Here is a 14096-nt window from a genome sequence, read left to right on the forward strand (position 1 = left end):
ACGCACAACCGTACGAGGTGCGTCAGGAAACCGGCCGCGAGTCCGCCCAGATGCCCTCGAACTCCTCCCGGTAGGTCTCGAACAGCCCGTGGTCGCCGTCGCGTCCCTCCCGGGTGTCCTGGCGGACGATGTCCCGGGAGCCGCCGCGCAGCACGAAGACCGGGGACTCCATGCCGCGGCTCTTGCGGAGGTACGGCTGGACGACGGCCAGGCCGTCCGCCCCGTCGCCGTCGACGAGGTAGGCGGTGAACCGCGGGGTCTCGTCGAAGACCTGGATCTCGAAGGCGCCGGGGTCGCGCAGCCGGGCGCGCACCCGTCGCATGTGCAGGATGTTCATCTCGATGGAACGGCTCATCTCGCCCTTCTTCAGGCCGATTTCCCGCTCCCGGCGGCGGACCGCGCTGCTCGCCGGGTTGAGGAAGAGCAGCCGGACCCGGCAGCCGGATTCGGCGAGCCGGACCAGGCGGCGGCCGGAGTAGTTCTGGACGAGGAGGTTGAGCCCGATGCCGACGGCGTCGAGCCGGCGGGCGCCGCCGAAGAGGTCCTCGGCGGGCAGCTGGCGCTGGAGGCGGACCCGGTCGGGGTGGACGCCGATGACGTCGGCGTAGCGGTCCCCGACGAGGTCCTCGACGGCGTCGATGGGCAGCCGCCCGGAGATACGGGTGCCGGCACCGGAGCCGAGTATGTCCAGCAGCCGGGCGGAGGCGCGCTCGGCCTGGGCGAGGACGGTCTCGGACAGCGCGCGGTTGCGGGAGACGATGTTGCGGGCGACCTCCAGCTCGTCGAGCGCCAGCTCGACCTCGCGGCGGTCGTCGAAGTACGGTGCGAAGCAGGGCCAGTGCTGGACCATCAGTTCGCGGAGTTGCGGCAGGGTCAGGAAGCTGACGATGTTGTCGTCCGCGGGGTCGAGGAGGTAGCCCTTGCGGCGGCTGACCTCGCGGACCGCGACCGCCCGCTGTACCCATTCGTGACCGGCGGGCCCGGCCGCGGCGATCACCCATTCGTCGCCGTGCACCGGCTCGTAGATGGGCCGCAGCACGGCCGCCACCACGGCCCGCAGCCGCTGCTCGACGAGATTCAGCCAGATGTAGGCACGTCCGGCCCGGCGGGCACGGGTGCGCACCTCGCTCCATGCCTCGGGGCCCCAGTCCAGTTCCGCCCCGATCTCCAGCGGTCGTGCCAGGGACACCGCGCCGGGTGGTGCGTCGACGGAGCCGCCTTCATGCCCCTCGTGACTCTCGTCACCAGGGGGCAACTCCAGCCCGCCGCTCACCTGCCACCGCCTTCCGAACCCCCGTGCCAACGATCAAGGCAGACTACTGCGGTGCGGGAGGCGGTGCAGCAGGATGGGTCGAGTCGTCTACCAACTCCCCTTATCCATAGTGCCCGTTGTGACCCGACAGGGCGGGCGGAGTGAGCGGATTCATAGCCGTGACGTCGCGCGGGACCAGCTGGAAGCCCTGCCAGTGCACGGGCATCGGCTCCTGGTCCTCATCCCTGGCGATGTGGTGGAACCCGATGTTGACCCACGCGATGGGGTGTTTCAGCGGCTGCCCGTTGACCCAGGTGTCCACGCTCCGCCCGGCGTGCTGCCCGCAGTTGGCCAGGTTGTTGCTGGCGAACCGCTCGCAGGTGTTGTAGTCGGTGAAGTAGACATCGTGCCGGGTGTAACCGCGGCCGGTGTACTTGCTGGTGTGGCCCGGCACGATCTCGTACGAGCGCGGATGACCGTCCTTGTTGCGGCCGTTGGGGCTGACCACGCGCCACCAGCGCAGCGGTCCGGCGTCGCCGGCCAGTTCCCGGGTGACGGGGGTACGGGTGGTGCGAATGGTGGGTGTGTTGCCGCCGGGGCGGGTGGTGGTGGCCGAATCGAACTGCTCGACCTTGTTGGCGGTGGATCCGTCCAGGCCGAAGTCGAGGCGCCAGAAGACGTTGTGGCTGTGGCTGGTGGCGTAGTCCTTGGCGCCCTTGCCGAGCGGCATGCCGCGGCCGTCGCCGGCGTCGTAGTCGCCGGGTGAGACGGTGCCGGTGGCGCCGACCTGGAACGTCATGGTGCCGTCGCCGGCGAACCGCCATTCGGTGAGGTACTCGTACCAGCCGACCTTGTTGACGGTGTAGACCAGCAGGTCCTGACCCTGGAGCTGGTAGGTCGGGGCGTCCTCGCCGGGGTAGGGGCCCATGCGGTAGGCGTGGCCGCGGGCGCGGGTGGTGGTGCACAGTCCGCTGACGTCGGGGTGGGCGGGGTCGTAGGCGCCGGGCACCCGGACGGTCTTGACGGTGCCGCCGGGGCATTCGGCGGGGGTGAGTTTCTGCAGGCCCTGGGCGAAGCCCTGGCCGGTGAGGTCGTCGTACTCGTTCCTGCCGTCGTCGTAGGGGACGTGGATCTGGCCGAGCCGGGCGCTGGTGAGCACCTTGACCGGGGCGGGCTCGCCCTTGGGCTGGTACGAGACGTCGTCCAGGACCAGGCCGGCGTTGCCCTCGTAGTGCCAGCACATCCGCCAGGTGGTGCCGCCGTCCAGCGTCCGGGTGATACGGAACGCGGCGGAGCAGGGCGGGCCGGCCGCGGCGGCGCGGGCGGCGGGGACACGTGCGGCTTCGGGGGCGGCCTGGACGGCCGGGGCGGTCAGCAGGGCGGTCGCGGCGAGCAGTACGGGGGCGGCGGCGAGGGCGGCGGTGCGGCGGCGGAGGCGGGCGCCGACGGTGCGTCGTCCGGGCATGGAGGCGGCTCCGGGTGAAGAGGGGTGGCGGGGGCGGTCAGCCGAGGCGGGCGACGGTGCGGGCGCTGAGGTCGATCACCAGACGGCGGGTGTCGATCCACGGGCCGTTTTTGACCTTGGTGAAGAGGCGGACGCAACGGTGCCGTCCGCAGGCGGCCAGGGCGCCCGGGGCGTCGCCTTCGGCGCGGCCGCGGTAGACGAAGCCGGTGACCGCGAGCGGGTCGGGCCCGGTGAGGCCGTGGCCGGTGGCGTGGCGGTAGTCCTGCCGCAGTCCGGCGCCGAGCGGGTCGGCGATCAGCAGCCGGGCCGCCTCGAGGGCCTCGGCGTGGCTGGGCGGCGGCTGGACGCCGTGCTGGGTGTCGGTGGCCTCGACCTGGGAGGTGGTCAGATTGACCGTCGTGGTGACGTAGCCGTCGGTCGCGTAGTCGTAGAACGAGACCAGGGCGCGGCGCGGCGGGTCGGCCAGGCCGGCTTCCGAGGGACGGGCTTCGGCCAGATCGGTGAGGAGCGGTTCGGGCCCCCGGCGGCCGGTGACGTTCCTGGCGGCGGTGCGCAGGGCGCGCGGCCGCGCCAGGTCCTGGGCGCGCCGGAGCTCGGCATCGGTGAGCGGGTCGCGGCCGTGGCCGCGTTCGCCCTGGGTGCCGGCCGGCTCGACGACGCCCGGCGGCGGCGCGCCCGGATCCCGTCCGGGGGCGAAGGCGCCGGCCGCGGCGGGCCGGGTGTCCGTGGGGCCGGTGGCGTCGGCGCCGGCGGGCAGGGTGACGGCGGTCATGACGGCGGTGCCGGTCAGCGCCAGGGCGGCGCCCGCGACGGCCTTCCCGAGGTGGCGGTGCAACAGTCGGTGCACGGTTCCCCCCTGTTGTCACGTCCGTGACATGCGGTAGCGGTCCCCCGTCGGTCCTCCAGTAGGACGACCATTAGGACGATCCGACATCCCGACGGGTTGCCACCATTCAGCGGGAATCTCGCGAAAATCCCTCTGTGAGGGACAAGTTGCGACAAGTTGGGGAAGGAATTCCCCTCGGTCCGCGGACGTGTGTCGTGGAGTCGCCGCAGCGCCCGACGAGAAAGTGGAAGAGTCTACGCATGCAGGTCTGGCCGGGACAGATGTATCCGCTGGGTGCCACCTATGACGGGGCGGGCACCAACTTCGCGGTGTTCTCCGAAGCCGCGAACCGCATCGAACTGTGTCTGCTGCACGACGACGGCTCGGAGACCGCCGTCGAGCTGCGCGAGAGTGACGCCTTTGTGCGGCACGCCTATCTTCCGGGGGTGATGCCGGGACAGCGCTACGGATTCCGGGCGCACGGTCCCTACGAACCGCAGCGGGGGCTCCGCTGCAACTCCGCGAAACTGCTGCTCGACCCGTACGCCCGGGCCATGAGCGGGGTGATCGACTGGGACGAGGCGGTCTACGGCTACCACTTCGGGCGGCCCGAGGTCCGCAACGACCTGGACTCGGCGCCGCACACCATGGCCTCCGTGGTGGTCAACCCGTACTTCGACTGGGGCGACGACCGTCCGCCGCGGACCGCCTACCACGAGACCGTGCTCTACGAGGCCCATGTGAAGGGCCTGACGATGTGTCATCCGGAGCTCCCCGAGGAGCTGCGCGGCAGCTATGCCGCGCTGGCGCATCCGGCGATCATCGAGCACCTGACGAAGCTCGGGGTGACCGCCCTGGAGCTGATGCCGGTGCACCAGTTCGTGCAGGACCACCGGCTGGTGGACGCCGGGCTGACGAACTACTGGGGTTACAACACCATCGGCTTCTTCGCCCCGCACAACGCCTACGCCTCCTGGGGCGACCGGGGGCAGCAGGTGCTGGAGTTCAAGACGGCGGTGCGGGCGCTGCACCAGGCCGGTATCGAGGTGATCCTCGACGTGGTCTACAACCACACGGCCGAGGGCAGCCATCTGGGGCCGACGCTGTCGTTCCGGGGGCTGGACAATGCGTCGTACTACCGGCTCTGTGACGACCGGCAGTACTACATGGACACCACCGGCACCGGGAATTCCCTGCTGATGCGCAGTCCGCATGTGCTCCAGCTGGTGATGGACTCGCTGCGCTACTGGGTGCAGGAGATGCGGGTGGACGGCTTCCGTTTCGATCTGGCGGCGACGCTGGCCCGCCAGTTCCACGAGGTGGACCGGCTGTCGTCGTTCTTCGACCTGGTGCACCAGGATCCGGTCGTCAGCCAGGTGAAGCTGATCGCCGAGCCGTGGGACGTCGGCGAGGGCGGCTATCAGGTGGGGAACTTCCCGCCGCTGTGGACCGAGTGGAACGGGAAGTACCGCGACACCGTGCGGGACCTGTGGCGGGGCGAGCCGCGCACCCTCGCGGAGTTCGGGTCCCGGCTGACGGGCTCGTCGGACCTCTATCAGGAGGACGGCCGCCGCCCGCTGGCCTCGGTCAACTTCGTGACCTGCCACGACGGCTTCACCCTGCGCGATCTGGTCTCGTACAACGACAAGCACAACCAGGCCAACGGCGAGGACAACCGCGACGGGGAGCGCTACAACCGGTCCTGGAACTGCGGTGCCGAGGGGCCGACCGACGACCCCGGGGTGCGGCGGCTGCGGGCCCGGCAGATGCGGAACTTCATCGCCACGCTGATGTTGTCGCAGGGCGTCCCGATGCTCAGCCACGGCGACGAGTTCGGTCGCAGCCAGGGCGGCAACAACAACGCGTACTGCCAGGACAACGAGCTGTCGTGGGTGCACTGGCCGGAGTCCGCGGGCCCGGAGGAGGACACCTACGGGACGGACGAGGCGGACGATGCGGAGGAGGAGAACGGGGAGGACGGGGAGAGCGGGGAGAACGAGGAGGGGCCGGACGAGGCGGAGGCGACGGCGGCGGAGTGGAGCGACGAGGACCAGCTGGAGCTGCTGGAGTTCGTCCGGCAGATGGTGTGGCTGCGCCGCGACCATCCGGTCTTCCGGCGCCGGCGGTTCTTCCAGGGTCACCCGATCGAGGGCACCCACGACGAGCTGTCGGACATCGCCTGGTTCACCGCGGGCGGCCGGGAGATGGGGCCGCGGGACTGGCAGTCGGCGCACGCCAAGTCGCTGACCGTCTTCCTCAACGGCAGCTCGATCTCGGAGCCGGGGCCCCGCGGTGAGCCGGTCACCGACGACTCGTTCCTGCTGATGTTCAACGCCCACGACCAGGAGAAGGAGTTCACCGTTCCTGAGCACCTCGGCCGGCAGTGGCAGGTCGTGGTGGACACCGACCGGCCGCGGACGGTGGCGGACGGCGGCGGCGCGAAGGTCAAGGCGGGCGACCGGCTGACGCTCACCGACCGGAGCCTGCTGGTGCTGCAGCGGCCCGCGTAGCGGCCGCGGCCGCCGGGGCCGGGTCCCGGTGGCGCCGGAGGCGGCCGGGGAGAGCGCCTGGCCGCCCACCACAGGGGAGAAAGCGACGACGCGAATGCCGCGCAGCGATGACAGAACGGGCGCCCGGCGGGGTACGGGTGTTCCCATGACGCAGCCCTCATCTCCGTCGCCGACCGCCACCTACCGGCTGCAGCTCCAGCCGGACTTCCCGTTCTCCGCCGCCGAGCGGGTGGTCCCCCATCTGGCCGCGCTGGGCGTCTCCCATCTGCACCTGTCCCCGGTGCTGGAGGCGGTGCCGGGGTCCACGCACGGCTACGACGTCGTCGACCACGCGGAGGTACGGGCCGAACTGGGCGGTGAACCGGGCCTGCGGGCGCTGGCGGCGACGGCCCGGGCGCACGGCCTCGGGCTGGTCGTCGACATCGTGCCGAACCACATGGCGGTGCCGGGGCCGACGTTCCTGAACACGCCGCTGTGGGAGGTGCTGCGGGACGGCCCGGCCTCCCCGTACGCCCGCTGGTTCGACGTCGACTGGGACGGCGGGCACGGCAGCCGGCTGCTGCTGCCGGTGCTGGGCGGGCGGATCGGCGAGGAGACACGGCACCTCCGCGTCGAACCGGAGGACGGGGTGCTCCGCTACCACGACAAGGCCTTCCCGCTGCGCCCCGGTACCGAGGAACTGCCGCTGCCGCGCCTGTTGGAGGCGCAGTGGTACCGCCTCGCCTGGTGGCGGCTGGCCCGTACCGAGCTGAACTACCGCCGCTTCTTCACCATTTCGGACCTCATCGGGGTGCGCGTCGAGGAGCCGGCGGTCTTCGAGGCCACGCACGCGACGGTGCTGCGGCTGATCCGCGAGGGCGTCATCGACGGGCTGCGCATCGACCACCCGGACGGGCTGGCCGATCCCACCGGCTATCTGGCGCGGCTGGCCGAGGCCACCGGCGGGCGCTGGACGGTCGTCGAGAAGATCCTCACCGGCGAGGAGCGGCTGCCCGGCAGCTGGGCCTGCGCGGGCACCACCGGCTATGACGCGCTGCGCCATATCGACGGCCTGTTCGTCTGCCCGCAGGGCGCCGGCCGGCTCTTCTCCCATTACCGGGACTTCGTCACGCCGCTGGCCGACGAGGGCGGCGACTGGGAGGAGACGGTGCGCCGGGCCGCCTACGAGGTGGTCAGCCATGATCTGGCCGCCGAGGTGGAGCGGCTGGTGCGCACCGCGGCGCGGATCAGTGCGCGCGATCCGCGGCCGGGCGACCATGCGTCGTGGGCGCTGCGGCACGCGATCCAGGAACTGCTGGTCCGGCTGCCGGTCTACCGGCCGTACGCCGCTGATGCCACGCGGGCGGTGCAGGACGCGGCGATGCTGGGCCGGGCCGCGGTCGGGGCGCGCACCGCTTTCCGGGTGCCGGAGGAGGCCCGGGCGGTGGATCTGGTGCACGATCTGGCGCTGGGGATCTGCGCGGACGGTGACGCCGCGCTCGCGGAGGCCGCGGGCCCTGCCGACGGTCCCGACCGGGCCGACGACCCCGACCCCGACGATCCCGACCGGGCCGACCGTCGCGACCGGGCCGACTTCGCCGCCCGGTTCGCGCAGACCGCGTCCGCGCTGCACGCCAAGTCCGTGGAGGACACCGCCTTCTACCGCTATCCGGTGCTGCTGTCGGCCTGTGAGGTGGGCGGCGATCCCGGGGAGCCGGCGCTCGGCCCGGAGGCGTTCCATGCGTACTGCGCCCGCATCCAGCGGGACTGGCCGGCGACCGGCACGGTGCTCTCCACGCACGACACCAAGCGCAGCGCCGACGTCCGGGCGCGGATCGCGGTGCTGTCGGAGTGCCCGGACCGGTGGCGGGACGTGCTGGCCGGGATCGGCGAGGACGCGGTGTGCGGCGCCGGGGCGGCGTTGCTGCCCGGTGCCGGGCCGGCCGATCCGATGGTCTCCTGGCTGGCCTGGCAGACCGCGTTCGGGCTGGGCACGCCCGCCGACGGGGCCGCGGCCATGGGGGCACCCCCCGGTGACAGTTGGGGGAGGGTGGCGCCCGCGGTCCTCAAGGCGGTGCGGGAGGCCGGGCTGCGCACCTCGTGGACGGAGCCGAACGCGCAGTACGAGGAGGCGGTGACGGAGTTCGTACGGACCGGGCCGTGCGGCGCCACGGCCGCACCGCTGGCCGCGCTGGCGGCGCAGCTCGCGCCGTACATCCGCGCCAACATCCTGGGCGCGGCGCTGCTGCATCTGACGATGCCGGGCGTCCCGGACCTCTACCAAGGGACCGAACTCACCTACTCCGCACTGGTCGACCCCGACAACCGGCGGCCGGCCACCTTCCGGCCCGAGCTGCTCGCCGAGCTGGACGGCGGGGCGGACGGCGGAGTGGGCGCGTGGGCGGACGGCGGGCCGGGCGGCGGCGGTGGGCCGCTCGATCTCGCCGGTGAGAAGCTGCGGCTGACCGTCGCGGCGCTGCGGCTGCGGCGGGCGCATCCGGAGTGGTTCGGCGCGGCCGGCTCGTACACCCCGGTGTACGCGGAGGGGCCGGCGGCCGAGCACTGTGTCGCCTTCTGCCGTGGTGGGCGGGTGCTGACGGTGGTGACCCGGCTGTCGCTCCGCCTGGTGGAGACCGGCGGCTGGTGGGACACCGGGCTGCGGATGCCGCCCGGCGGCCCCTGGCGCGATGCGCTGACCGGACGGACCGGGCGGGCGTTGCCGGGCGGCGAGGTGGTGGGGCTGAGCGAGCTGCTGTCCCGGTCGCCGGTGGGGTTGTTCGTACGGGAGTGAGCGGTCCCTAAGGAGTGTCCGCCGGGTCGGTGGCCGCGGGGCCGGTCGTGCGCAGGAGTTCGGTGAACTCCGCGGCGGCGCCGGTCAGTTGGACACGCGAGAAGACCGTGATGTCGCGGCGCCACGGGGGGTCGGTGGGCACCGAGGCGCAGTCCAGGCCGGTCAGTTCATGGGCGGCGGTGAGCAGCACTCCGACGCCCGCCGAGGCCATCCGGACGGCGGTCGAGGTGTGCTGGGTGCGGACCGCGGTGCGCGGGGTGAAGCCGACCCGTTCGCACTCCAGGTCCAGCCAGCGCCGGCCGTCGACCACCGGCTCCAGGCTGCAGCGCACCCAGGGTCGGTCCGCCAGGTCCGCCAGTCGCACCGAGGGCCGGGCGGCGAGCGGATCGCCGTGCGGGACCACGAGCACCATGCGCTCGCGCCCGACGACGGTGACCGGGCCCGGCCAGTCCTTGGGGCGGGGCCCCAGCGCCATGTCGGCCACCCCGCGCGCCATCTGCTCCTCCAGTTCCTCGGTGGTGGCGTATTCGTGCAGCACCAGGCGTACGCCGGGGCGGGACCCGGCCCAGCGGGCGCAGACCTCCGGCAGCACTCCGAGGGCGTGCGCGTGCACCGTGGCGATGTGGAGTTCTCCGGTCCGGGCGCCGCCGGCGGCGAGTGCGGCGCGCCGGGCCTGCCGGGCACTGCGCACGGCGAGTTCGGCGTGCGGGAAGTAGGCGCGGCCCATCGCGGTCAGCCGTACGCCGCGCGGCATCCGCTCCAGCAGCGGGCCGCCGACCTCCCGTTCCAGGGCCTTGATCTGGTGCGAGAGGGCGGACTGGGTGACGTGCAGGGCCTCGGCGGCGCGGGTGAAGGACTCTTCCTCCACCACGGCTACGAGGTATTCCATCTGGCGCAGGGTCATGGCGGAGCCTCGCGGTTCAGGAGAAGCAGGTGGGCCGCACCTCAGGGGTCCGGGTATGACGGGTGTTCATCAGGTCCATAAAAACATTGCCTTGGACTCATGAGTGCAGGTGGGCGGAGGGTGGCTGCATGAGTGAGAGGGAGCATTTCACCGACGTCATCGTGATCGGCGGGGGCACCGGCGGGTACAGCACGGCGCTGCGGGCCGCTTCTCTGGGGCTGCGGGTGGTGCTGGCCGAGCGAGAGCTGATCGGCGGCACCTGTCTGCACCGCGGCTGCATCCCCAGCAAGGCGATGCTGCACGCCGCGGAGCTGGTGGACGGGATCGCGGAGGCCCGCGAGCGATGGGGCGTCAAGGCCAGTGTCGACGCGCTGGACTGGCCGGCGCTGGTGGCCACCAGGGACGGCATCGTGTCGCGTAACCACCAGGGCGTGGAGGGGCATCTGCGATCCGCGGGGGTGCGGGTGCTGCGGGGCAGCGCCCGGCTGACCGGGCCGCGGACCGTGCGGGTGGAGGGCGTCGGGGAGTTCACGGCCGGGCGCGGCATCGTACTGGCCACCGGGTCCCGGCCGCGGCTGCTGCCGGGGCTGGTGGCGGACGGGCGGACCGTCGTGACCAGTGATGACGCGCTGTTCGCCGAGGACCTTCCGGGGTCGGTGCTGGTACTGGGCGGGGGCGCGATCGGTGTCGAGTACGCCTCGTTCCACCGGTCCATGGGGGCCGAGGTCACGCTCGTCGAGGCGGCCGAGCGGCTGCTGCCGTTGGATGACGCCGATGTGGGCCGCCATCTGGCGCGGGGGCTGAAGAAGCGCGGTATCGCGGTACGGACGGGTGCGGTGGTCGTCGGTACGGAGTTGTCCGCGGCGGGTGTCCGGGCGACCGTGCGGTCCGCCAAGGGGGAGGAGGCGGTGGTCGAGGCGGAGCGGCTGCTGGTGGCGGTGGGGCGGGCCCCGGTGACGGACGGGCTGGGGCTGGAGGCGGCCGGACTGGCCACCGATGAGCGGGGGTTCGTGGTGCCGGCGGACTGGTCGCGGCTGGAGACCGCGGTCCCGGGCATCCATGTGGTGGGGGACCTGCTGCCGCCGCCGTCCTTGGGGCTGGCCCATGCCTCGTTCGCCGAGGGGCTGTTGGTGGCCGAGACGCTGGCGGGGGTGCCGTCCCGGCCGGTGGACTACGCGACGGTGCCGCGGGTGACGTACTCCTCGCCGCAGACCGCCTCGGTCGGCCTGACGGAGGAGGAGGCGCGCGCCCGGGGGCTGGCGGTCCAGGTCAACACCCTGCCGCTGACCGCCACCGCGAAGGGCATGGTGCACGGCAAGGGCGGCATGGTGAAGGTGATCGCGGCGGCCGAGGGGGCGGCGGGTGCGGCCACCGGGGCGGTGCTGGGCGTGCACCTCGTGGGTCCGCACGTCTCGGAGATGATCGCGGAGGGCCAGCTGATCGTGGCCTGGGACGCCGAACCGTCCGATGTGGCGCAGCTCGTGCACGCGCATCCGACGCTGTCGGAGGCGGTCGGCGAGACGTTCCTGACGCTGGCCGGGCGGGGGCTGCACCAGCACTGAGCGCCGGCACCCGTGCGCCGGGCCGCCCGCTTAATTCGGTTGCGGTCCGGCACACGGCTGTCACCATGGCCCGGTACGCAGGCATGACTGAACAGGAGCAACGGAATGCGCGGATTCCTCGGATCGACTCATCGCCCCATCCGGACGACCGTCTTCGAGGACACCCCCTTCCATGCACCTTTCGCACACCCTGAACATCGGGATTCTCGCCCACGTCGACGCGGGTAAGACCAGCCTCACCGAGCGGCTGCTGTTCGACACCGGCGCCATCGACCGGCTCGGCAGTGTGGACGCCGGTGACACCCGGACCGACACCGGCGAGCTGGAGCGGCAGCGCGGCATCACGATCCGCTCGGCGGTCGCCTCCTTCACCGTCGGCGACGTCCAGGTCAATCTGATCGACACCCCCGGCCACTCGGACTTCATCGCCGAGGTCGAGCGGGCCCTCGGCGTGCTCGACGGCGCCGTGCTGCTGCTGTCCGCGGTGGAGGGCGTGCAGGCCAGGACCCGGGTGCTGATGCGGACGCTGCGGCGGCTGCGGATGCCCACCCTGCTCTTCGTCAACAAGATCGACCGGCGGGGCGCCCGTGGGGAGGAGCTGGTGGCGGACATCCGCCGGCTGCTGACCCCGGCCGTCGTGCCCCTGACGTCCGTGACCGGGCTCGGCACCCCCGAGGCCCGCGCGGTGCCGTACGCCCTGACGGATCCGGAGGTCCGCGAGCGGATCGCGGAGTCCGTGGCGGAGGTGGACGAGTCGGTGCTGGCCCAGCTCGTCGAGGGGACGCCGCCGGACGCGGAGCGGGTGCGGGCGGCGCTGTCCGCCCGGACGGCCGACGGGTCGCTGCATCCGCTGTTCTTCGGTTCGGCGCTCGGCGGTCAGGGCGTCCGGGCGCTGGTCGACGGCATGGTCCGGCTGATTCCGCCGGCTCCGGTGCCGCCGGGCGGTCCGCCGCGCGGCACGGTCTTCGCCGTGCACCAGCCGCCGCGGGGCGAACGGACCGCGTACCTCCGGTTGTTCTCGGGCGAGCTGCGGGCCCGGCAGCGGATCGAGCTGCACCGCGCCGGCGGCGGACCGCTCACCGGGCGGATCACCGCGCTCGATGTCGTCGGACGGCCGCCCGGGGACGACGGGCCGCTGACCGCCGGCAACATCGCGGTGGTCCGCGGACTGCCCGGCGTCCGGACCGGCGACCGGCTGGGCCCGCCCGGCGACACCGCGGACGGCTCCGCCCACTTCCCCTCCCCCACCCTGGAATCCGTGGTGCACGCCCGTGATCCGGAGCGCGCCGCGGCCCTGCGCGCCGCGCTGCTGACGCTGGCCGACCAGGACCCGCTGCTGGCGGTCCGCCCGGCGCCGGACGGCGCGACGTCGGTGCTGCTGCACGGCGAGGTGCAGAAGGAGGTACTGGCGGCGACGCTGCGTCAGGAGTACGGCATCGAGGCGGACTTCGCGCCGAGCCGGGTGGTGTGCGTGGAACGGCCCTGCGGGGTCGGCGAGGCGTTGGCGGAGATCGCCCGGCGCGGGCACACCGGGCCGTGGGCCACGGTCGGACTGCGGGTCGAGCCGGGCGCCCGCGGCTCCGGCCCGGTCTTCACCTACGAGACGGAACTGGGCGCCCTGCCGCTCGGCTTCCACCAGGCCATCGAGGAGACCGTGCTGGCCACCCTGCACAGCGGTCCGCGCGGCCGGGCGGTGACGGACTGCCGGGTCGTGCTGACCCGGTCCGGGTTCATCGGCCCGCTGAGCACGGCCGGGGACTTCCGGGCGGTCACCCCGGGCGTCCTGCTGCGGGCGCTCGACCGGGCCGGTACGCGGGTCTACGAGCCGTACCACGCCTTCGAGGCCGAGGTTCCGGTGGATGCGCTGGCCGCGGTGACCGCCCGGCTGGCGGCGCTCGGCGCGGAGCTCGCGGAGACCACCGGCGGGCGGCGGTCCTGGCTGATCAGCGGGGCCCTCGCGGCCCGCCATGTGCCGGAGATCCAGCGGGAGTTGCCGGGGCTGACGCGCGGCGAGGGAGTGTGGACGTCCAGCCCGTCGGGGGACCGTCCGGTGCGCTCCGACGTTCCGGAGGCGGGGGTTCAGCGCTCCGTCAGGACGTAGTCGACGTGGCCGAAGGTGATGTGGTCGCCGGGGCCGACCGGGACCTCGCCGACCACCCGGCGGCCGTTGACGCAGGTGCCGTTGGTGGAGCCGAGGTCGCGCAGCACCCAGCCCTTGCCGGCGCTGCGCAGCTCGGCGTGCGCGCGGGAGACCGTCTCGTGGTTGAGTCGCAGGCCGACGCCCGGTGCCCGCCCTATGACCAGCGGGAACGGGCTCGGTTCGGGCAGCAGCAGCTTGGGCAGCCGCTCCATCCGCCAGGCCCGGCGCACCCGGAGGTGGAACGCCGAGACCCGGCCGACCATCCGCAGCAGGCCGCCCTGGACCTTGCCGCGGCCGGCCAAGTCGGCGGTCAGCAGGTCGAGTTCGGCGTTCTCCTGGGCGGTGAGGACGAGTTCCAGCCGCCGCAGGAAGGTGTCCTGGGACAGCCGCCCCTGTGCCGCGCCGTCCCGCAGCAGGTCAAGGGCGCGTTCCCGGTCGGCGTCCGACGGCCGCGCCGGACGCGCGGGGAACTCCAGCGATGTCATGCCGTGATTGTCGGACTCCCACGAGCCGCTGTCCAGGCGAGGCCGGTGCGCGGCAGCGGGCGGCTCGGGCGGCACCGGACGGCCCGTCACCTCGCCGGAACGGACCAGCGCGGTGGCGCGATGTGGGCCCGTGCCGCCACGTCGGGCTGTCCGGCGGCGCGCGGGCATGCTTGGGTCGTCCG

At 73.1% G+C, this 14096-nt stretch carries 9 protein-coding genes; 4 read left to right on the plus strand and 5 right to left on the minus strand.

The genetic code is table 11. The features are described from left to right. Window positions 1-22: 22 nt before the first annotated feature. The 3 genes from ACFV1J_RS10090 to ACFV1J_RS10100 form a co-directional block, all read right to left on the minus strand. The gene (locus ACFV1J_RS10090; protein ID WP_385856818.1) at window positions 23-1273 is read right to left on the minus strand and encodes an SAV2148 family HEPN domain-containing protein; all 1251 of its coding nucleotides are present in this window, start codon (window positions 1271-1273) and stop codon (window positions 23-25) included. Between the two features lie 100 nt (window positions 1274-1373). After that, on the minus strand, window positions 1374-2717 hold the full coding sequence (locus ACFV1J_RS10095; RefSeq protein WP_385856819.1) for a copper amine oxidase: 1344 nt from the start codon (window positions 2715-2717) through the stop codon (window positions 1374-1376). A 37-nt stretch (window positions 2718-2754) separates the two neighbouring features. Next, entirely contained in the window at window positions 2755-3564 is an 810-nt protein-coding gene (locus ACFV1J_RS10100) for a Tat pathway signal sequence domain protein (protein WP_385856820.1), read from the minus strand. A gap of 239 nt (window positions 3565-3803) precedes the next feature. Here ACFV1J_RS10100 and glgX point away from each other — a divergent pair, with 239 nt between their 5' ends. Beyond that, on the plus strand, window positions 3804-6053 hold the full coding sequence (glgX, locus tag ACFV1J_RS10105; RefSeq protein ID WP_385856821.1) for a glycogen debranching protein GlgX: 2250 nt from the start codon (window positions 3804-3806) through the stop codon (window positions 6051-6053). Window positions 6054-6198: 145 nt separating this feature from the next. Further along, window positions 6199-8823, plus strand: coding sequence for a malto-oligosyltrehalose synthase (treY, locus tag ACFV1J_RS10110; RefSeq protein WP_385856822.1), 2625 nt, complete (start codon window positions 6199-6201; stop codon window positions 8821-8823). 7 nt (window positions 8824-8830) lie between these two features. On the opposite strand, the gene ACFV1J_RS10115 is transcribed toward treY, so the two are convergent. After that, complete coding sequence (locus ACFV1J_RS10115) at window positions 8831-9727, minus strand: LysR substrate-binding domain-containing protein (RefSeq protein WP_385856823.1); 897 nt, start codon at window positions 9725-9727, stop codon at window positions 8831-8833. Window positions 9728-9855: 128 nt separating this feature from the next. Here ACFV1J_RS10115 and lpdA point away from each other — a divergent pair, with 128 nt between their 5' ends. Both lpdA and otr(A) read left to right on the plus strand, forming a co-directional pair. Further along, window positions 9856-11289 carry a dihydrolipoyl dehydrogenase gene (gene lpdA, locus ACFV1J_RS10120; protein ID WP_385856824.1) on the plus strand — a complete coding sequence of 478 codons (1434 nt, stop codon included), beginning with the start codon at window positions 9856-9858 and terminating at the stop codon, window positions 11287-11289. A gap of 172 nt (window positions 11290-11461) precedes the next feature. Next, window positions 11462-13390 carry a tetracycline resistance ribosomal protection protein Otr(A) gene (gene otr(A), locus ACFV1J_RS10125; RefSeq protein ID WP_385856825.1) on the plus strand — a complete coding sequence of 643 codons (1929 nt, stop codon included), beginning with the start codon at window positions 11462-11464 and terminating at the stop codon, window positions 13388-13390. Here otr(A) and ACFV1J_RS10130 read toward each other — a convergent pair. Further along, entirely contained in the window at window positions 13369-13914 is a 546-nt protein-coding gene (locus ACFV1J_RS10130) for an FHA domain-containing protein (protein ID WP_385856828.1), read from the minus strand. The genes otr(A) and ACFV1J_RS10130 overlap by 22 nt on opposite strands. Between the last annotated feature and the right edge of the window lie 182 nt (window positions 13915-14096).

This window comes from Streptomyces sp. NPDC059649 (assembly GCF_042734445.1).
GTDB lineage: Bacteria > Actinomycetota > Actinomycetes > Streptomycetales > Streptomycetaceae > Streptomyces.

Excerpts from the sequence above, each read along its gene's own strand:
- ACFV1J_RS10095 (WP_385856819.1), bottom strand. The coding sequence starts at position 2,717 with ATGCCCGGACGACGCACCGTCGGCGCCCGCCTCCGCCGCCGCACCGCC.
- glgX (WP_385856821.1), top strand. The coding sequence starts at position 3,804 with ATGCAGGTCTGGCCGGGACAGATGTATCCGCTGGGTGCCACCTATGAC.
- treY (WP_385856822.1), top strand. The coding sequence starts at position 6,199 with ATGACGCAGCCCTCATCTCCGTCGCCGACCGCCACCTACCGGCTGCAG.
- ACFV1J_RS10115 (WP_385856823.1), bottom strand. The coding sequence starts at position 9,727 with ATGACCCTGCGCCAGATGGAATACCTCGTAGCCGTGGTGGAGGAAGAG.
- lpdA (WP_385856824.1), top strand. The coding sequence starts at position 9,856 with ATGAGTGAGAGGGAGCATTTCACCGACGTCATCGTGATCGGCGGGGGC.
- ACFV1J_RS10130 (WP_385856828.1), bottom strand. The coding sequence starts at position 13,914 with ATGACATCGCTGGAGTTCCCCGCGCGTCCGGCGCGGCCGTCGGACGCC.